Consider the following 18,000-nt stretch of genomic DNA (forward strand, 5'->3'; position numbering starts at 1 on the left):
ATTTTCCGGGTGAAACGAGAGGTCGGGTTAAAAATAAAGGGCGTGGTTTCCCACGCCCTTGACTGGCTGAAGGTTATTTCCAGCAGACGAGGCAGTAATTTTTCTTACCGCGACGCAGCAGCGTATAGCGGCCAAACAGGCGGTCGCTGTCGCTGAAGGTGTATTCCGGGTCAGACTGCTTCTCACCGTTGATGGTGATAGCGTTGGAGGCGATGGTTTTACGCGCCTGGCCGCGGGACGGCTGCAGCTCGGAATCGACCAGCGCCTGCATCAGATCCGCGCCTTTTTCCATCTCGATCATCGGCACGCCGTCCTGCGCGAGCTGCTCGAAATCCGCTTCGCTCAGCGCGTTGAGGTTGCCGTTAAACAGGCTTTCGGTGATGCGTTTTGCGGCAGCAAGGCCCTCTTCGCCATGCACCAGGCGCGTCACCTGTTCAGCCAGCACGTACTGGGCGCGCGGCGCTTTACCGCTGTTTTTGTCTTCTTCTTCCAGCGCGTTGATCTCATCAATGCTCATAAAGGTGAAGAACTTCAGGAAGCGGTAGACATCCGCGTCCGCGGTATTGATCCAGAACTGGTAGAACTTGTACGGGCTGGTTTTCTTCGGATCCAGCCATACCGCGCCGCCTTCGGTTTTACCGAATTTGGTGCCGTCAGACTTAGTGATAAGCGGTACGGTCAGGCCAAACACCTGGTTCTGATGCAGACGACGGGTCAGGTCGATGCCCGACGTAATGTTACCCCACTGATCGGAGCCGCCGATTTGCAGCGCCACGCCGTGCAGTTTATTCAGGCAGGCGAAGTCATAACCCTGCAACAGGTTGTAGGAGAATTCAGTGAAGGAGATGCCCACGTCATCACGGTTCAGGCGCTGCTTCACCGCTTCTTTGTTGATCATCTGGTTGACCGAGAAGTGCTTGCCGATATCGCGCAGGAAGGTCAGCACGTTCATGTTGCCGAACCAGTCATAGTTGTTCGCCGCGATAGCGGAGTTCTCACCGCAATCGAAATCGAGGAACGGCGCGACCTGGCGGCGGATTTTATCCACCCACTCCTGGACGGTATCTTCGGTATTAAGTTTACGTTCGGTCGCTTTGAAGCTTGGATCGCCAATCAGACCGGTGGCGCCGCCAACCAGTGCAACCGGCTTGTGCCCCGCCATCTGAAAGCGTTTCAGGCACAACAAGGGAACCAGATGGCCCAAGTGCAGGCTGTCGGCGGTGGGATCGAAGCCGCAATAAAGGGCGATCGGCCCCTGCGCCAGTCGCTGCGCTAACGCTTCTTCATCCGTCACCTGAGCCACAAGGCCCCGCTCCTGCAATTGTTTAATCAAATTGCTGCTTGCCATCGATTTCTCCATGTATTTACGACTGCACCTTTGCCGGTACACGGCTTTTCGCCCACTGGCGAAGAATAAAATTCAGGGAGGCATAGAATAAAGCGCAAGCCCTGGGAGCGCCAGCGCTTGCATAAGAAAATCGCTCACTTACGGGGCGAGACGGTCGATTTTCCAGCCATCGCCGTCGCGCTGGTATAAAAAGCGGTCGTGCAGACGGTGTTCACCGCCCTGCCAGAATTCCACCTGCTCAAGCGAGACGCGAAAACCACCCCAGAAACTTGGCAGCGGCACTTCGCCCTGCTGGAATTTCTGTTTCAGTTCGAGGAATTTGCTCTCCAGCACGCCGCGCGCGGAAATACGGCTCGACTGCTTCGACACCCAGGCGCCGATCTGGCTGTCACGCGGGCGGCTGTGGAAATATTTCACAACCTCAAGCGTCGAGAGACGCTCTGCTTTGCCGGTGACCATCACCTGGCGCTCCAGCATGTGCCACGGGAACAGCAAACTGATACGCGGATTGTTTTCAAGATGATGCGCCTTGCGGCTGCCGAGGTTGGTGTAAAACACCATGCCACGCTCATCGAAATGTTTAAGCAGCACAATACGCTGGTACGGCTGGCCGTGTTCATCAACGGTGGCGACGACCATAGCGGTAGGATCGGCGAGTTTTGCGTCACACGCCTGAGCGAGCCAGCGTTCAAACAGCGGTAACGGCGTCTCGGTGAGGTCGCGGCGGCGTAGCCCGCCTTTGGTATATTCGCGGCGCAGATGCGCGATCTGTTGCAGATGGTCAATATCAGACATAGCGTTGAACCAGTGAGGATCGGGTGGCGCTATTGTGCGCCCCACCCGCTAAAATCTCAACGCTTCGGATTTTGTAACTGACAGTGATTTAACACAATATTGTCGCGATGGTAGACCGTCGCCTCATCGCCTTTCGACCAGAACGCATAGATGCCGTCAGTGTAGCGCGTACCGGACGCGGCGCGGCCCTGATTCAGGTGTAGCATCTTATCATCCAGCACAAAACTGACCTGCTCGCGCTGCTTATTGAGCGAGACCGTCAGCGGTTTTTCATCGCAACGATATTCGAGAGTATCGGTGTTCATGCGCTCAACCATAGCGTCATAGTAGCTACAGCCAGCCAGCAGCGTGGGGAGCAAAACGACAAGCAGTTTCTTCATGGCATATCCTGAATGCGTATTTCTGAAGGGGGCCGGACGCCCCCGTAACGCATCCAGTCTATCGTCCTGGCGGAGCAGGAAAAGTCGGCAAACTCCGATTATTTAAGGGGTTGGCGGGAAAGACCGCACCGATCACGCTTGCTTCACGCGCGCCGGTCACGGAGGGAAGATTCCCTGGTTTGCCGCTGAGCGTGCGGTACGCAAGCCAGGCGAAGGCCAGCGCTTCCATATCATCGCCGCGAATGCCCATCTCATCGGTTGACGAGACTTCGGTGCCCGGCAACAGCGCGGCGAGACGCGCCACCAGCCGCGGATTGCGTCCGCCGCCGCCACATATCATTAGCCGTTCCGCGCCGCCGCTCAGCTGCACGTCCCGCGCGATGGTGCTGGCAGTCAGCTCCAGCAGCGTCGCCTGCACATCCTGGGCGGGCAGCCCGGCGAAGGACGAGAGCTGGCGCTCTATCCAGCCGTAGTTGAAATATTCACGTCCGGTGCTCTTCGGCGCAGGCGTTGAGAAATACGGATCGCGGAGCATCTTTTGCAGCAGCGGCTGCACCACATTGCCGCTGGCGGCCCACTCGCCGTCTTTATCAAACGGTTTGCCTTTCTGACGCCAAATCCAGGCGTCCATCAGCATATTGCCAGGGCCGGTGTCGAAGCCTTTTACCGGCTGGCCTGGGAACAACAGCGAAAGATTCGCGATGCCACCGATATTCAGCACCATGCGCCGCTCCGTCGGGTGCGCCAGCAGCGCCTGATGGAACGCGGGCACCAGCGGCGCGCCCTGCCCGCCGAGCGCCATATCGCGACGGCGGAAATCGCCCACGACGCTCACTCCGGTGCGTGCCACAATCTGATTGTTATCGCCTATCTGCATGGTGTGCGGCGCGCTGCCGGTCGGCTCATGCCAGACGGTCTGCCCGTGGCAGCCAATCGCCATGACGTCTTCGGGCTTAAGTTTTTGCTGCTCCATCAGCGCGTTGACCGCATCAGCAAACAGGCAACCGAGCTGATGATCGAGCCTGCCGAGCTGAGAGAGCGTCAGCGGCTGCCCCTGACAGATATCCAGGATCGCCTTTTTAAATCTCAGGCGGCATCGGCCAGCTCAGGCTCGCCTGCTGCGCCACCATGTGTTCGTCGATGGCCGCCAGCACCACATCCACCCCGTCGAGGCTGGTGCCGGACATCACTCCAATGTAGCGACCTGATTTCATACGCAATCCTTAAGCCCTGTTTGAAAACGTGCAACGCGACCCACAATCATAAACATTCACCCTGATTGAGCAACGGAATAATCCCGTGCGGTGCAAAAAGCCGGTTTTCCCGCCGCTGTTGATTTACCGTTCAGGCAGAATATTTTAGGATTTTTATCATCGGCTCCGTGAAGAATGTGAAATATCGCGGTCTTATGCCATATAATTTGAATATGATGGATGCTCAGGTGAGCATTTGTTGGTGAACAGGAGATTTACATGATTTCACGTGTACTGGTTGTTGCACTGGCAGGGGTAACGCTGGCGGGCTGCGTCAACAATGATAGCCTTTCGGGAGACGTTTACACCGCCTCTGAGGCCAAGCAGGTACAGAACGTCACGTACGGTACTGTCGTGAACGTGCGTCCGGTGAAAATCCAGGGCGGGGATGATACCAACGTTATCGGCGCACTCGGCGGTGCAGTGCTGGGCGGTTTTCTTGGCAATACTGTCGGCGGCGGCACGGGTCGTTCGCTGGCAACGGCGGCGGGCGCTATCGCAGGCGGTGTGGCAGGCCAGGGCGTTCAGGGCGCAATGAACAAAACGCAGGGCGTAGAGCTGGAAATCCGTAAGGACGACGGCAACACCATCATGGTAGTACAGAAACAGGGCAATACCCGTTTCTCTGCCGGTCAGCGTGTTGTACTGGCCAGCAACGGCAGCCAGGTCACCGTTTCTCCGCGCTAAAACGCACGATTTTACCGGTGTAAATACAAGAACGGAGGAGCATCAGGCTCCTCCGTTTTTTTATGCGCGCTATTTTGATTGTGATGGTGTTGCTTCACACGGTCGTCATACAGACCGTTTACTCTTTCGCCGACAGCGCCTGAATATTCTTCTCAAGACGCGCCACGATGTGCAGCATCTGGTCGTGCTCTTCCTGCGAAATGCCCGAGAGGATTTCACCGCGCGTTTTCAGAATCACTTCTTCGAGTTGCGAAATGATAGGCGCCGCTTTCTCGGTCAGTTTAATGCGCTTGGCGCGCCGGTCGCTGGCGCAGGTGTGGCGGGCGATAAGCCCCTTCTCTTCGAGCTGGTCGAGCGTACGCACCAGTGACGGCTGCTCGATACCGATGGCCTTGGCCAGTTGAATTTGCGACTGATCGGGCGGCAGCGAGTGGATATGATGAAGTGTCACCCAGTGGGTCTGCGTTAATTCCAGAGGCTTCAGGCGATGGTCAATCAGAGCACGCCAGATGCGCACCAGTCTTGTCAGGTCAGAGCCTAATGGCGATTCCAATTTCATCTCCTTATAATTAGCTTGCTAAGTTATTATGCTGATTTTAGACTAGTGTGCAGTATTTAGATAGCTAAAACAAATGGCCACACTGGCGATGAATACCGCGACGTCTATAATTTTAGACCACAACGGCGTATCTGAAACGGGTGCCATCTCTCCGATTTTCAAGGATTATCTTTCGTGATATCGCGCTTCTTCACATCAGGGTTCGCGCTTTCGGATCTCGTCGCCGGTGCGTCGGTCTATTTCCCTCCCCTTTTTAAGGCCGTTATTCTCGGTTTTTTTATCTGGCTGATAGTGCACCGTCTGCTGCGTGACTGGATTTACGCGGGCGACATCTGGCACCCGACATTAATGGATCTTTCCCTGTTCGTTTTGTCAGTCAGCCTCGGGCTGCTGATGCTGATTGTGTGGTAATCTCATGCGTCTGAAAACTCTGAAATATTTCTCCACGCTCTTTGTGGTTGCAGCCGCTCTGCTGGCAGGCTGGCTGGTCTGGAATTACTACATGCAGTCGCCCTGGACGCGTGATGGAAAAGTTCGCGCCGAGCAGGTGAATATCACGCCGCAGGTCTCCGGCACCATTACGCGCCTGCTGGTGCGCGACAACCAGAAAGTCAAAGCGGGCGAATTGCTGTTCACGATAGACGACACGCCCTACCGCATCGCGGTGCTGAACGCCGAAGCGCAAATCGCCCGTGCGCAGACCGATCTTGCCAAAGCCAATAACGAAGCGAACCGCCGCCGCCATCTGCCGCAAAACTATATTTCCGCCGAAGATCTCGACACCGCGAATATCAGCGTAAAAGCCGCGCAGGCCGCGCTGAAAATGGCCGAAGCGTCGCTTGAGCAGGCTCGCTGGCAGCTTGAGCAGACGCATGTGGTAGCGCCTGTCGATGGCTGGGTGACCAATCTCTCCAGCCGCGTGGGCAACTACGCAAGCCAGGGTCAGCCGGTCTTCGCACTGGTGGACAGCCACTCGTTCTACGTGGTGGGCTATTTTGAAGAGACCAAACTGCGCCATATCCGCGAAGGTGCCCGCGCGCAGATCTTGCTCTACAGCACCCATACGCCGCTGCATGGCAAAGTAGAGAGCATAGGTCGCGCCATTTACGATCAGAGCGTCGAGAGCGACAGCAGTCTCGTCGCCGATATCAAGCCTAACGTGCCGTGGGTGCGGCTCGCGCAGCGCGTGCCGGTGCGTATCGCGCTCGACAGCCTGCCCGACGGCGTGACGCTGGTGTCCGGCACCACTTGCACCGTTTCGCTCACCGACTAAGCGCCGCTCATGAATCTCGAATGGCTCACCTGGCAGCGATCCCCGTGGGGCAAAGCGACGCCCGCGCAGTGGCGCTACGCGCTGCGCAACGGCATCGCGATGTCGCTTGCGCTGACTATCGCCTACGTGCTGGAACTGGACGAGCCCTACTGGGCGATGACCTCGGCCGCCGTAGTGAGTTTCCCGACGGTGGGCGGCGTTATCAGCAAAAGTCTCGGACGCATCGCTGGCAGCCTGATTGGGGCCAGCGCCGCGCTCATTATCGCCGGGCATACGCTTAACGATCCGTGGTTATTCACCTGGGCAATGGCGCTGTGGCTCGCGCTCTGCACCTGGGTTTCGGGCTATTTTCATAACAACGCCGCCTACGCCTTTCAGCTTGCCGGATATACCGCCGCCATCATCGCTTTTCCACTGGTCAATACGGTTGAAACCACAGAGCTCTGGAATATCGCCCAGTCGCGCGTCTGCGAAGTGATCGTCGGCATTTTGTGCGGTGGCCTGATGATGATGGTGATGCCGGGCCAGCCTGACAGCGTGACGTTTCTCGGCGCGCTGCGCAAAATGCAGGCGCGTCTGCTGGAGCACGCCAGTCTGCTGTGGAAACCGCAAACCACCGACGCCATCCGCACCGCCCATGAGGGCGTGATTACGCAGGTGCTGACGCTCAACGTGCTGCGCATTCAGGCGTTCTGGAGCCATTACCGTATCCGCCAGCAGAACCAGTTGCTGAATTATCTGCTGCACCAGCAACTGCGACTGACCAGTTATATCTCCGGACTGCGCCGCCTGTTGATGAACTGGCCACAGCCGCCGCAAAGCCTGTGGGCCGGGCTTGAGGCGTTGCTGGAAGAGCTCGGCCATCCGAAGCCCTGCCCGCTACGGGTGGCGCGCCTTCTGGTCGCACTGGCTCCAGATGAAAACAGTGATTTTCGCCATCAGGCGTTCTGGCTGCGGCTACGCGATTTCTGCCGCGTCTGGATGAACTGTCAGCGCTGGATTGCCAGGCTTGACACCCCCATTCCCGACGACACGATAAGCGTGCCAGCCGCCCCGCCGCTGGCGCGCCATACCGATAACACCGAGGCGCTGTGGAGCGCGCTTCGCACCTTTTGCGTCATCACACTGATTGGCGCCTGGGCGATTAACACTCGCTGGGAGTCAGGCAGCGGCGCGCTGACGCTGGCGGCGATAAGCTGCGTGCTTTATTCCGCCTCACCATCGCCGCATAATTCGCTCAACCTGCTGCTGCGCACGCTGTTACTGCTGACGCTTTTCAGCTTTGTGGTGAAGTTCGGCCTGATGGTACAAGTGACCGATCTCTGGCAGTTTCTGTTGTTTCTCTTCCCGCTACTGACCACAATGCAGCTCCTGAAGCTACAACAGCCGCGCTTTGCGGGGCTGTGGGGACAGCTGATTGTCTTTATGGGTTCGTTTATCGCGGTAACGAACCCGCCGGTTTACGACCTGGCGGATTTTCTGAATGATAATCTGGCGAAGATTTGCGGCGTGGCATTCTGCTGGGTGGCATTCGCCGTACTTCGGCCCGGCTCTGACCGGCGTAAGGGGCTGCGCCATATCCGTGCCCTGCGTCGCGGATTTATCGATCAGCTCAGCCGCGTTCCGCAGCGCGATGAAGCGGCGTTTGAATCGCTGGTTTATCATCACATCAGCCAGCTCAGCAACAGTAAAGACGACGCCACCCGTCGCTGGCTGCTGCGCTGGGGCGTGGTGCTGCTCAACTGTTCGCATGTGGTCTGGCAACTGCGCGAATGGGAAACCCGCGCTGACCCACTCTCGCAGGTGCGTGATATCTGCATCGAAACGCTGCGGGATGTCATGAGCGTTAAAGGGGTTCGCCAGCGGCCGCTGGCCGCGGCGCTCGGCGAGCTTGAACGCATCAGCTTTACGCTTGCGCGCCATCATCAGCCAGACGCGCGGCGGCTGGCGGGCATTATCTGGCGCCTGTGGTGTTCGCTGTCACAGCTGGAACAGGCGTCGCCCTCACCGCAGGAGGACAACGCCCGGCAAGTGATTAAATAACGCCGCAGGCGTAACGGGCACCGCCGCCGCCCAGCGGTTTCGGATGATCGGACAGGTTATCGCCGCCGACATGTACCATCAGCGCTTTGCCCTTTACTTCGTCCAGCTTTTTGATGCGCGGTGCGGTCACCGGGTCGGTGGCTTTGCCGTCGTTGTTCACCGCCAGTACCGGCAGGTCACCTAAATGTCCGTCGCCTTCCGGCCCGGCATGTTTACCGGTATTTTGCGGGTCGAAGTGGCCGCCAGCGGCTTCTGCCGCGACCATTTTGCCGTCTTTCATGGCGGGTTCGCAGCTGCCTTTGGCATGAATATGAAACCCGTGATCGCCTGGCGGGAGACCGTTAAGATCGGGCGCGAACTCCAGACCTTTATCGGTTTCAGTGATTTTGACCATCCCGACGGACTGACCTACGCCTTTGTCAGTCACCAGGTGTAGTTCCACTTCTTCGCTGGCGGCCTGCGCGGCACCGCATACGAGCAGCGCCATCGCCGCCAGTGTTAATCGCTTCATATTCCCTCCAGTTTCAGGTGATTCCCGTTAAGTCTATAACAAGGTAATGAAATTCACCGGAATGGAGGGAATCAGGCTGTCAGGGCACGTCGTAACCGAGCGCGGCCTTGCGAATGCGGAACCACTGCTGGCGAGACATTTCAAGCGACAGCGCGCCCACCGCGCTTTTCACGCGGTCGATTTTCCCCGAACCGATAATCGGCAGCGGGCGCGATGGCAGACGCATCACCCATGCATAAACGACCTGCTCGATAGTCTGCGCGCCCGTCTCTTCTGCGACCTGATGCAGCTCGGCACGCAGCGGCGCAAAACTTTCATCACTGAACAGCCGCCCGCCGCCCAGGCATGACCAGGCCATCGGGCGAATGCGCAGTTGCTGAAGCAGATCCAGTGTTCCGTCCAGCAGCAGCGGCTGATGTACTGGCGAAATCTCAACCTGATTGGTGGCGAGCGTAAACGGCAGGCGCGACTGCAACAGCGAGAACTGCGCTGGGGTGAAGTTAGAAACGCCAAAGTGACGCACTTTGCCGCTTTTATGCAGCTCAAGAAATGCTTCGGCAATCTCATCGGCATCCATCAACGGATCGGGACGATGGATCAGAAGCAGATCCAGCACATCAGTATGCAGATGCCGCAGGGAGTTTTCGGCGCTCTGCACAATATGCGCACGCTCGGTGATGTAATGACCAATCACGTTTTCCGGCTTCGCGGTCGTGGCGATACCGCATTTGGTGACGATTTCCATCTTGTCGCGCAGATGCGGTGCCAGACGCAGCGCCTCACCAAACGCCGCTTCGCACTGATAATTACCATAAATATCCGCGTGATCGACGGTGGTGATCCCAAGCTCCAGATGCTGCTCGATAAACCCGACCAGCTCACGGGCGGAGTAGTTCCACTCCATTAAACGCCAGTACCCCATCACCAGACGTGAAAATGTCGGCCCCTGGGGTGCCATAAGAATACGCTCAACCATAAGTACTTACCTCAGAAAGGAAAATTGTGGCGATTATACGCAAGCGACGCGGTTAAAACAGTGAAGGCTGCTGTGGTTCTTCGTCTGGATCGGGGCGAGTGGCGCGCAGCTTACGGAGCATACGCTGACGGCAGAGGCGCAACACCTCCTGCTTTTGCGAATCGCTCATCTTCTGCCAGTTGAAACGCTCGTCGCGGCTGCGCATACAGCCACGGCAGTAGCCACGTTCATCGGACTGGCAGATCCCACGGCACGGACTGGGAACGGGGAAAAACTCAAGCTGCTCGGCCACAACGATTCCTCGTTAACATGATAGTTACAATTGAAGCCTGAACGGCGTCGGGTTGCAAGTCGACCTGTTATCACGCCGATTTATCATCCTCATTCCTTTATTGTTGACCTGCCGTTTACTCTCCAGCTCCCACTCTTAAAAACAGATTAAGGTTTAACTAATCTTTACGTCTTACACTGATGTCATCATTAATGGAGCTTACTGATGGCAATGATTAAAAAATGGCGCTGGAGCGATTTACGTTTTAACCTTTTTAGCGCCCTGCTTTTCACCCTGATAAATGTGCTGTTTATCGCCCGCTGCTGGACGATTATTGCACCGCATCATTTTCACGATATCCTCTTCGCTGCAAGCGTACCGCTGGTGCTGTTCTGCGCCTGGCTGGTCATTTTCAGCATTATTAATGTGCCCTGGCTGCGTAAACCCGTACTGGTTATCTTGTTGTTTGGCTCTGCCGCCAGCAGTTATTTTATGTATACCTACGGTGCCGTGATTGACCAGAACATGATGGTCAATATCTTCGAGACCAATCCTCAGGAGGCCGGAGCGCTGATTACGCCCCAGCTAATCGGCTGGTTGCTTATCGCGGGTGTGGTGCCTGCATTACTGTTTAGCCGTATTGAAGTGATTTCAGGCAGTCTGCTGTGGACTGCACTGCGCCGTCTGGTCAGCATTCTCGCGAGCCTGCTGATTATCATTTTGGTGGCGTCCCTCTTCTATAAAGACTACGCCTCGCTGTTTCGCAACAATAAAAACATCGCCAAAATGGTGACGCCGCCCAATTACATCAGCGGCATCGTCAAATATACCCATTCACGGTATTTTGCGGGCGACCAGACGCTGGTGCGCATCGGCGAAGACGCCAAAAAAGGCCCGGTGATCCGCCAGCAGGCGAAAAAAACCGTGCTGGTGGTGGTGATTGGCGAAGCCTCCCGCGAACAGAACTATTCGCTTGGCGGTTATGAGCGCGAGACCAATCCGCAGCTTAAAAAACAGGGCGTGGTGTTCTATCCACGCGCGACTTCCTGCGGCACGGAAACGGCGGTGTCCGTGCCCTGCATGTTCTCCGGGATGCCGCGGGCGCATTATGATGCCGGGCTTGCGCATCATCAGGAGGGGCTGATGGACGTGCTGGCACACGCGGGCGTCAATGTGCTGTGGCGTGATAACGACGGCGGCTGTAAAGGGGCCTGTAACCGCATTCCACATACAGACATGACTGAATGGAAGCTTAACGATTTGTGTAAAGAGGGCTCCTGCCTCGACGACGCGCTGCTGTGGCGTTTCGATAATGTCCTGGACGGCGTGAAACAGGACTCTGTGATTGTTCTGCATCTGATGGGCAGCCACGGCCCGGCTTATTACCGCCGCTACCCGGATAATTTCCGCCGGTTTACGCCGACCTGCGACACCAATGAAATCCAGAATTGCGACCGCCAGGCGCTGATCAACACGTATGACAACACCATTCTGTATACCGACGATGTCCTGAGCCGCACCATAGATGCGCTGCGTAAGCGTCAGGACACCATGAACACCGCGCTGGTCTATCTTTCAGACCACGGCGAATCGCTCGGCGAGAATGGCATCTATCTGCACGGCGCGCCGTATATGCTGGCCCCTGAGCAGCAGACGCACATTCCGATGCTGTTCTGGCTCTCCGGCGATTACGCGCGTCAGTATGGCGTCGATACAGCCTGTCTCGGCAAACGCGCGGCGACGGATGAGGTGTCTCAGGATAATCTCTTCTCAACCGTGCTGGGCATCATGAACATCCAGACTTCGCTTTATCAGCCGCAGGAGGATATGCTTAGCGCCTGCCGGAAAAATTAACGTTTCTGGCGGTTTTCACCGAGGCGACTTGCATTAGACCGACCGGTCTATTAGATTGGATTGTATGAACCGAACACCTGAACACGACACGCGCGAACATCTCCTTGCAACTGGCGAGCAGCTCTGCCTGCAACGCGGTTTTACCGGCATGGGATTAAGCGAGCTGTTAAAAACCGCGGGCGTACCGAAAGGCTCCTTCTACCACTACTTTCGCTCGAAAGAGGCGTTTGGCGTGGCGATGCTGGAGCGTCACTACGCCCGGTATCAGACGTGCCTTGAGCAACACTTCGACCCGGCGGGCCCGGCGCGCGAGCAGCTGATCGCCTGGTTTGAACAGACGCTTCACCATTACTGCCAGACGGGCAAGATGATGGGCTGCCTGACCGTGAAGCTCTCTGCGGAAGTATGCGATCTGTCGGAAGATATGCGCGGCGCGCTTGATAAAGGTGCGGCGCAGGTCATCGCCCTGCTGGCAGAGGCGCTTGAGCGCGGCCGCGATGCAGAGGCGCTGACCTTCAGCGGTAGCGCGCAGCAGCGGGCGCAGGTGTTATACGTGCTCTGGCTTGGCGCAAGCCTGCAGGCCAAAGTGTCGCGCAGCGGCGCGCCGCTCGAAAACGCGCTGGCGCACGTTAAAGAAATCCTTTGAAGAGAGCGCCTGCCGCAAGGCAGCGCTTTTTTATTTCGCTCATTACAAGACGACCGGTCTACTCAGGAGTGACTATGCAAGACGAAAAGCTGTTTACCCCGCTGAAAGTGGGTGCTGTTACCGCCCCTAACCGCGTATTCATGGCCCCGCTGACCCGCCTGCGCAGCATTGAGCCGGGCGATATTCCAACCGCGATGATGGCGGAATATTACCGCCAGCGCGCCAGCGCCGGGCTTATCATCAGCGAAGCCACCCAGATTTCCGCGCAGGCCAAAGGCTACGCGGGCGCGCCGGGCCTGCACAGCGAGGAACAGATCGCCGCGTGGAAGAAAATCACGGCTGCGGTGCACGGGGCCGATGGCCGCATCGCCGTTCAGCTGTGGCACACCGGCCGTATCTCGCACAGCAGCATTCAGCCGGGCGGCGAAGCGCCGGTCGCGCCTTCTGCGATTAACTCCGGTACCCGTACGTCGCTGCGTGATGAAAACGGCAAAGCTATCCGTGTCGACACCACCACGCCGCGCGCGCTGGAAACGCACGAAATCCCGGGCATCGTAGATGATTTTCGCAAGGCGGTCGGCAATGCGCGCGACGCCGGTTTCGATATGGCAGAGCTGCACTCCGCCCACGGTTATTTGCTGCACCAGTTCCTGTCGCCGTCTTCTAACCACCGCACCGACCAGTATGGCGGCAGCGTGGAAAACCGCGCGCGTCTGGTACTGGAAGTGGTCGATGCGGTGTGTAAAGAGTGGAGTGCCGATCGCATCGGTATTCGCGTGTCGCCGATTGGCTCTTTCCAGAACGTGGATAACGGCCCGAACGAAGAAGCTGACGCGCTGTACCTCATCGAAGAGCTGAACAAGCGCGGCATTGCGTACCTGCATATGTCCGAGCCGGACTGGGCGGGCGGCGTGCCTTACACGGACGAATTCCGCCAGAAAGTGCGTGAGCGTTTCGATGGCGCCATCATCGGCGCAGGCGCGTACACCCGTGAAAAAGCGGAAGCGCTGATCCAGAAAGGGCTTATCGATGCCGTGGCGTTTGGCCGCGACTATATCGCTAACCCGGATCTCGTTGAGCGTCTGCGTAAAAAAGCGGAGCTTAACCCGCAGCGCCCGGAATCGTTCTACGGCGGCGGCGCGGAAGGCTACATCGATTACCCCACCCTGTGATCCAAATTGATAGCGGCGGCCTTCCGCCGCTATACTAAAATCCTGTTTCACCCAAAAGCATTATCACAAGCCGTTTATTTAAGAGGATCTTATGCGCTTACTTCACACCATGCTGCGCGTTGGCGACCTGCAACGCTCTATCGATTTCTACACTAACGTACTCGGCATGAAACTGCTGCGCACCAGTGAAAACCCGGAATACAAATATTCCCTGGCGTTTGTTGGTTACGGCCCGGAGAGCGAAGAAGCGGTGATCGAGCTGACTTACAACTGGGGCGTGGAGAGCTATGAGCTCGGCACGGCTTACGGTCATATCGCCATCAGCGTTGATAACGCTGCAGAAGCCTGCGAGCGCATCCGCAACAACGGCGGCAACGTCACCCGTGAAGCGGGCCCGGTCAAAGGCGGCACCACCGTTATCGCGTTTGTTGAAGATCCGGATGGTTACAAAATCGAGCTTATCGAAGAGAAAGACGCGGGTCGCGGCCTCGGCAACTGATCCCTCCGGCGGGCGTTCTGCCCGCCTTGCTGCATCCCGTCGTGAAATTTGCCATAATGCGCGCTGCTTTAATTCCCCAAACTTAAGAGACGCTGATGTCCGATAACGCTCAACTGACCGGTCTGTCCGACCGTTTTCGTGGCTTTTACCCTGTTGTCATCGATGTGGAAACCGCCGGTTTTAACGCCAAAACCGACGCGCTGCTGGAAATCGCCGCCGTGACGCTGAAAATGGATGCTGACGGCTGGCTCACCCCCGATGAAACACTGCATTTTCACGTTGAGCCTTTTGAAGGCGCGATTCTTCAGCCGGAAGCGCTGGCCTTTAACGGTATCGATCCGCACAATCCGCTGCGCGGCGCCGTCAGCGAATATGACGCGCTGCATGCCATTTTTAAAATGGTGCGCAAGGGCATGAAAGAGAGTAACTGCAACCGCGCGATTATGGTGGCGCACAACGCCACGTTCGATCACAGCTTTATGATGGCGGCCGCCGAGCGCGCGTCGCTCAAACGTAATCCGTTCCACCCGTTTGTGACGTTTGACACCGCGGCGTTAAGCGGGTTGGCGCTTGGCCAGACGGTGCTCGCAAAAGCGTGTATCGCGGCGGGCATGCCGTTTGACAGCACTCAGGCGCATTCGGCACTTTACGACACCGAGCAAACCGCCCTGCTGTTTTGCGAAATCGTTAACCGCTGGAAGCGTCTGGGCGGCTGGCCGGTGCCGCCGCTCGCCGCAGAAGACGCGACGCCGCAGGACGGCGAATAGGCTAACGCAGCGCAAAAAAAAGCGGCCTCTCAGGGCCGCTTTTTTGTCTGCGCGATAACGCGCGACGGGATTACTCTGCGTCCGGCGTGGCCGAATTATATTTCGCCGCCGTCTCTTTGATAAGCGTCTGCAGTTCGCCGCGCTGATACATCTCGATAACGATATCGCAGCCACCAACCAGTTCGCCATCCACCCACAGCTGCGGGAAGGTCGGCCAGTTAGCGTATTTCGGCAGTTCTGCACGGATATCCGGGTTTTGCAGGATATCGACATATGCAAAACGCTCGCCGCAGGCAGACAGCGCCTGTACCGCCTGTGCGGAGAAGCCGCAGCTCGGCAGTTTCGGGGAGCCTTTCATGTACAGCAGAATCGGGTTTTCAGCGATCTGGCGTTGAATTTTTTCAAGCGTAGTGCTCATTGTCTTACTTCCTCAAGCGTCATTACGGCGTTAGCTTTACATTGTAGCGGCTCCGGAGCGTCCCGAAAATGCATAATCTTGCGCTTAAGCCCGGTGCCGTGCCGTGGTGAAAGAGAAGCAAATAATAACACTTTTCTGTAAGCTGCCGATATTCTCCTCTGAGAAGGCGCGCTAAAATGCGCGTCGGCGCAGCGGCAACTGGCGAAAAAGAGTGCGCCGGTTAACGAAACTGCGTTCAGAAGACGATTTGCTGCTTAACTTTGGTCATTTTTTTAGATTAGAATCAGCAAGCTCTTAAAATTCATCCGTTGGCATGATTGCCGGCTTTATGCAGGGGAATGCTCAGTGGCGCGCAAAACAAAAATTGCTCTCACGCTCTGTGCTTTATTAATGACTTCATCACTGGCTTTTGCACCGTTCGCGCAGGCGTCGGAGCAGACGCGCGCCTCGAAGGTGCAAAAAGCGCACGCCAGTACGGTGAAAAAAAAAACCAGCACAAAAACCGCCAAGAAAAGTAACAACGCAACGAAAACCAAAACGGCGAAAACCGCCAGCGAGAAGCGAAACAGCACCGCAAAACGCACCAGCAAAACCACCTCTTCCGTCAGTAAAACCGCTTCCCGCAGCCCTTCCACCACTTCTGGCAAACAGGCCAGCAACCGCCTGAGCGCGCAGACCTGTGCCAAAACACGAAAAAATCGCAAAACCAAATGCGTGAATGGGCCGCTCACGATTGCCGACGCACACAAAGCGCGCGTGAAGAAAGCCCAGACCACCGCCATGAACAAGCTGATGAACCAGATAGGCAAACCGTACCACTGGGGCGGCACGTCGCCGCGCACCGGTTTTGATTGCAGCGGCCTCGTCTGGTATGCCTATAAAGATCTGGTGAAATTCCGCATTCCGCGCACCGCCAACGAAATGTATCACCTGCGCGACGCCGCGCCGGTTAACCGTGGCGAGCTGGAAAGCGGCGATCTGGTGTTCTTCCGCACCCAAGGCCGCGGCACTGCCGATCACGTCGGCGTCTATGTCGGCAACGGCAAGTTTATTCAGTCGCCGCGTAGCGGTCAGGAAATCCAGATAACGTCGCTGAGCGAAGATTACTGGCAGCGTCACTATGTCGGCGCGCGCCGGGTGATGACGCCGCGCACTATTCGTTAATCGATTTATCCTCACAAAAAAAACGGAGAAGGTCACCCTTCTCCGTTTTCTTTTTTACAGCGCTTACGTTATTCAGCGCTACACGCCATTTGCGCTTCGCGACGGCTGGAGATCAGCACCAGCAGCAGGCCGAGTGCGGCAATCAGCGCGCCCATCACTGGCACTACGCTATAACCGAAGCCCGCATGGATAACGGCCCCGCCCGCCGCCGCGCCAAGCGCGTTACCGAGATTAAACGCCCCGATATTCACCGATGACGACAGGCCCGGCGCTTCGCTGGCGACACGCATCACGCGCATCTGCAGCGGCGGCACAACCGCGAAGGTCGCAGCCCCCCATACCACCATGCTCACCGCCGCGCCGATTTCCGTTTTCGCAAGCCACGGAATAGCCGCCATAATGACGATAAGCAGCATCAGGAAGCCTTTCAGCGTGCCGCTCACCGAGCGGTCCGCCAGGCGGCCACCCAGATAGTTGCCGATGGAAAATCCAACGCCAATCAGCACCAGCATGGCGGTCACGAAGGCCGCGCTGGCATCAGTGATATGGTGCAGAACCGGCGCGATATAGGTATAAAGCGTGAACATCGCGCCCGCGCCAAGCACGGTTGTCAACAGCGCGCTCACCACCTGCGGGCGCATCAACACCGCGAGTTCGCTTTTCACATCCGGGCGCTCGCCGCTGCCGCCTTTTGGCAGGGAAAACCAGAGGCTCGCCATCGCCACCAGGCCAAGACCGGCCGTCGCCAGAAACGACATTCGCCAGCCGATGGTTTCGCCAAGCCAGGTCGCCGCCGGCACGCCGCCGATATTGGCGATGGTCAGGCCCATAAACATCGTCGCGACGGCGCTCGCCTGTTTATGCTTTGGCACCACGCTTGCCGCCACCACCGAGCCGAGCCCGAAGAACGCGCCGTGGTTAAGGCTGGTGAGGATACGCGAGGCCATCAGCGTCATATAATCCGGTGCCAGTGCTGACAGCACGTTACCGAGCGTAAAAATCGCCATCAGAAAAATCAACGCGCTACGCCGTGCGCGGTGCGACAGTAAAAGCGTCATCAGCGGTGCGCCTACCATCACGCCGACCGCGTAGGCGCTAATCAGCATACCGGCGGCCGGAATGGAGACGTTGACGCCGTTCGCTATGACCGGCAACAACCCCATCGGGGAAAACTCGGTCGTGCCAATGCCAAAAGCACCGATAGCCAGTGCCAGTAACGGAAAATTGACTTTCATTCATTGCTCCAGAAATTGTACAACAGCGCCGGGAACGCCCGACGTTACAGCAGGATGCAGAAAAGGATGACACTCTCAATCAGAAAAGATAAGTGACAAAAACAGCAAAATATTATTGCGCAGCTGTTAAGAACACGCGCTCATTGTTA

General features: G+C 57.3%; 19 protein-coding genes and 1 pseudogene. 10 read left to right on the forward strand and 10 right to left on the reverse strand.

From position 1 onward, the window contains the following. Window positions 1-73 precede the first annotated feature (73 nt). The 4 genes and pseudogenes from tyrS to anmK form a co-directional block, all read right to left on the reverse strand. On the reverse strand, window positions 74-1,348 hold the full coding sequence (gene tyrS, locus G6041_RS06130; RefSeq protein ID WP_004386091.1) for a tyrosine--tRNA ligase: 1,275 nt from the start codon (window positions 1,346-1,348) through the stop codon (window positions 74-76). A 138-nt stretch (window positions 1,349-1,486) separates the two neighbouring features. Continuing rightward, on the reverse strand, window positions 1,487-2,143 hold the full coding sequence (pdxH, locus tag G6041_RS06135) for a pyridoxamine 5'-phosphate oxidase (protein ID WP_012124910.1): 657 nt from the start codon (window positions 2,141-2,143) through the stop codon (window positions 1,487-1,489). A 56-nt stretch (window positions 2,144-2,199) separates the two neighbouring features. Beyond that, window positions 2,200-2,523, reverse strand: coding sequence for a C-type lysozyme inhibitor (gene mliC / locus G6041_RS06140; RefSeq protein ID WP_004386093.1), 324 nt, complete (start codon window positions 2,521-2,523; stop codon window positions 2,200-2,202). Between the two features lie 58 nt (window positions 2,524-2,581). Further along, window positions 2,582-3,737: pseudogene (anmK, locus tag G6041_RS06145) on the reverse strand (anhydro-N-acetylmuramic acid kinase). Window positions 3,738-3,995: 258 nt separating this feature from the next. On the opposite strand from anmK, the gene slyB reads away from it, so the two are divergent. Further along, the gene (slyB, locus tag G6041_RS06150; RefSeq protein WP_004386095.1) at window positions 3,996-4,463 is read left to right on the forward strand and encodes an outer membrane lipoprotein SlyB; all 468 of its coding nucleotides are present in this window, start codon (window positions 3,996-3,998) and stop codon (window positions 4,461-4,463) included. A gap of 118 nt (window positions 4,464-4,581) precedes the next feature. Here the strand turns inward: slyB and slyA are convergent, their stop codons facing one another. Beyond that, complete coding sequence (slyA, locus tag G6041_RS06155) at window positions 4,582-5,022, reverse strand: transcriptional regulator SlyA (RefSeq protein ID WP_012124911.1); 441 nt, start codon at window positions 5,020-5,022, stop codon at window positions 4,582-4,584. A gap of 174 nt (window positions 5,023-5,196) precedes the next feature. Here slyA and G6041_RS06160 point away from each other — a divergent pair, with 174 nt between their 5' ends. Genes G6041_RS06160 through G6041_RS06170 form a run of 3 tightly spaced genes read left to right on the forward strand, consistent with a single transcriptional unit; the run spans window position 5,197 to window position 8,338 of the window. Further along, window positions 5,197-5,433, forward strand: a complete 237-nt coding sequence (locus G6041_RS06160) for a DUF1656 domain-containing protein (RefSeq protein WP_004386097.1) — start codon at window positions 5,197-5,199, stop codon at window positions 5,431-5,433. Window positions 5,434-5,437: 4 nt separating this feature from the next. Further along, window positions 5,438-6,295: an efflux RND transporter periplasmic adaptor subunit gene (locus G6041_RS06165; RefSeq protein ID WP_032989661.1), complete on the forward strand. Its 858-nt coding sequence runs from the start codon at window positions 5,438-5,440 to the stop codon at window positions 6,293-6,295. A gap of 9 nt (window positions 6,296-6,304) precedes the next feature. Beyond that, window positions 6,305-8,338 (forward strand): FUSC family protein, encoded by a 2,034-nt coding sequence (locus tag G6041_RS06170; protein ID WP_012124913.1) that lies wholly within the window; start codon window positions 6,305-6,307, stop codon window positions 8,336-8,338. Here the strand turns inward: G6041_RS06170 and sodC are convergent. The 3 genes from sodC to G6041_RS06185 all read right to left on the reverse strand — a co-directional run bounded on the left by sodC (window position 8,331) and on the right by G6041_RS06185 (window position 10,117). Next, window positions 8,331-8,849, reverse strand: coding sequence for a superoxide dismutase [Cu-Zn] SodC (sodC, locus tag G6041_RS06175; protein WP_004386100.1), 519 nt, complete (start codon window positions 8,847-8,849; stop codon window positions 8,331-8,333). The genes G6041_RS06170 and sodC overlap by 8 nt on opposite strands. A gap of 79 nt (window positions 8,850-8,928) precedes the next feature. Then, window positions 8,929-9,825, reverse strand: coding sequence for an aldo/keto reductase (locus G6041_RS06180; RefSeq protein ID WP_012124914.1), 897 nt, complete (start codon window positions 9,823-9,825; stop codon window positions 8,929-8,931). A gap of 52 nt (window positions 9,826-9,877) precedes the next feature. Continuing rightward, on the reverse strand, window positions 9,878-10,117 hold the full coding sequence (locus tag G6041_RS06185) for a DUF1289 domain-containing protein (RefSeq protein WP_004386102.1): 240 nt from the start codon (window positions 10,115-10,117) through the stop codon (window positions 9,878-9,880). Between the two features lie 204 nt (window positions 10,118-10,321). On the opposite strand from G6041_RS06185, the gene eptA reads away from it, so the two are divergent. From eptA to rnt, 5 genes are all read left to right on the forward strand, one after another. Then, window positions 10,322-11,950: a phosphoethanolamine transferase EptA gene (eptA, locus tag G6041_RS06190; protein WP_012124916.1), complete on the forward strand. Its 1,629-nt coding sequence runs from the start codon at window positions 10,322-10,324 to the stop codon at window positions 11,948-11,950. A 64-nt stretch (window positions 11,951-12,014) separates the two neighbouring features. Then, window positions 12,015-12,596 carry a TetR/AcrR family transcriptional regulator gene (locus tag G6041_RS06195; RefSeq protein ID WP_004386104.1) on the forward strand — a complete coding sequence of 194 codons (582 nt, stop codon included), beginning with the start codon at window positions 12,015-12,017 and terminating at the stop codon, window positions 12,594-12,596. Window positions 12,597-12,670: 74 nt separating this feature from the next. After that, window positions 12,671-13,768 carry an alkene reductase gene (locus tag G6041_RS06200; protein ID WP_012124917.1) on the forward strand — a complete coding sequence of 366 codons (1,098 nt, stop codon included), beginning with the start codon at window positions 12,671-12,673 and terminating at the stop codon, window positions 13,766-13,768. A 91-nt stretch (window positions 13,769-13,859) separates the two neighbouring features. Next, window positions 13,860-14,267, forward strand: a complete 408-nt coding sequence (gene gloA, locus G6041_RS06205; RefSeq protein ID WP_004385022.1) for a lactoylglutathione lyase — start codon at window positions 13,860-13,862, stop codon at window positions 14,265-14,267. Window positions 14,268-14,362: 95 nt separating this feature from the next. Then, window positions 14,363-15,034, forward strand: coding sequence for a ribonuclease T (rnt, locus tag G6041_RS06210; RefSeq protein ID WP_004385023.1), 672 nt, complete (start codon window positions 14,363-14,365; stop codon window positions 15,032-15,034). A gap of 70 nt (window positions 15,035-15,104) precedes the next feature. On the opposite strand, the gene grxD is transcribed toward rnt, so the two are convergent. Beyond that, window positions 15,105-15,452: a monothiol glutaredoxin 4 gene (grxD, locus tag G6041_RS06215; protein ID WP_004385024.1), complete on the reverse strand. Its 348-nt coding sequence runs from the start codon at window positions 15,450-15,452 to the stop codon at window positions 15,105-15,107. 345 nt (window positions 15,453-15,797) lie between these two features. Here grxD and G6041_RS06220 point away from each other — a divergent pair, with 345 nt between their 5' ends. Then, entirely contained in the window at window positions 15,798-16,616 is an 819-nt protein-coding gene (locus tag G6041_RS06220; RefSeq protein WP_007891821.1) for a C40 family peptidase, read from the forward strand. A 68-nt stretch (window positions 16,617-16,684) separates the two neighbouring features. Here the strand turns inward: G6041_RS06220 and G6041_RS06225 are convergent, their stop codons facing one another. Beyond that, on the reverse strand, window positions 16,685-17,851 hold the full coding sequence (locus G6041_RS06225; RefSeq protein WP_012124921.1) for an MFS transporter: 1,167 nt from the start codon (window positions 17,849-17,851) through the stop codon (window positions 16,685-16,687). Window positions 17,852-18,000 lie beyond the last annotated feature (149 nt).

Origin of the sequence: Cronobacter sp. HA18003 (assembly GCF_011605905.1) — a bacterium.
GTDB lineage: Bacteria > Pseudomonadota > Gammaproteobacteria > Enterobacterales > Enterobacteriaceae > Cronobacter > Cronobacter sakazakii.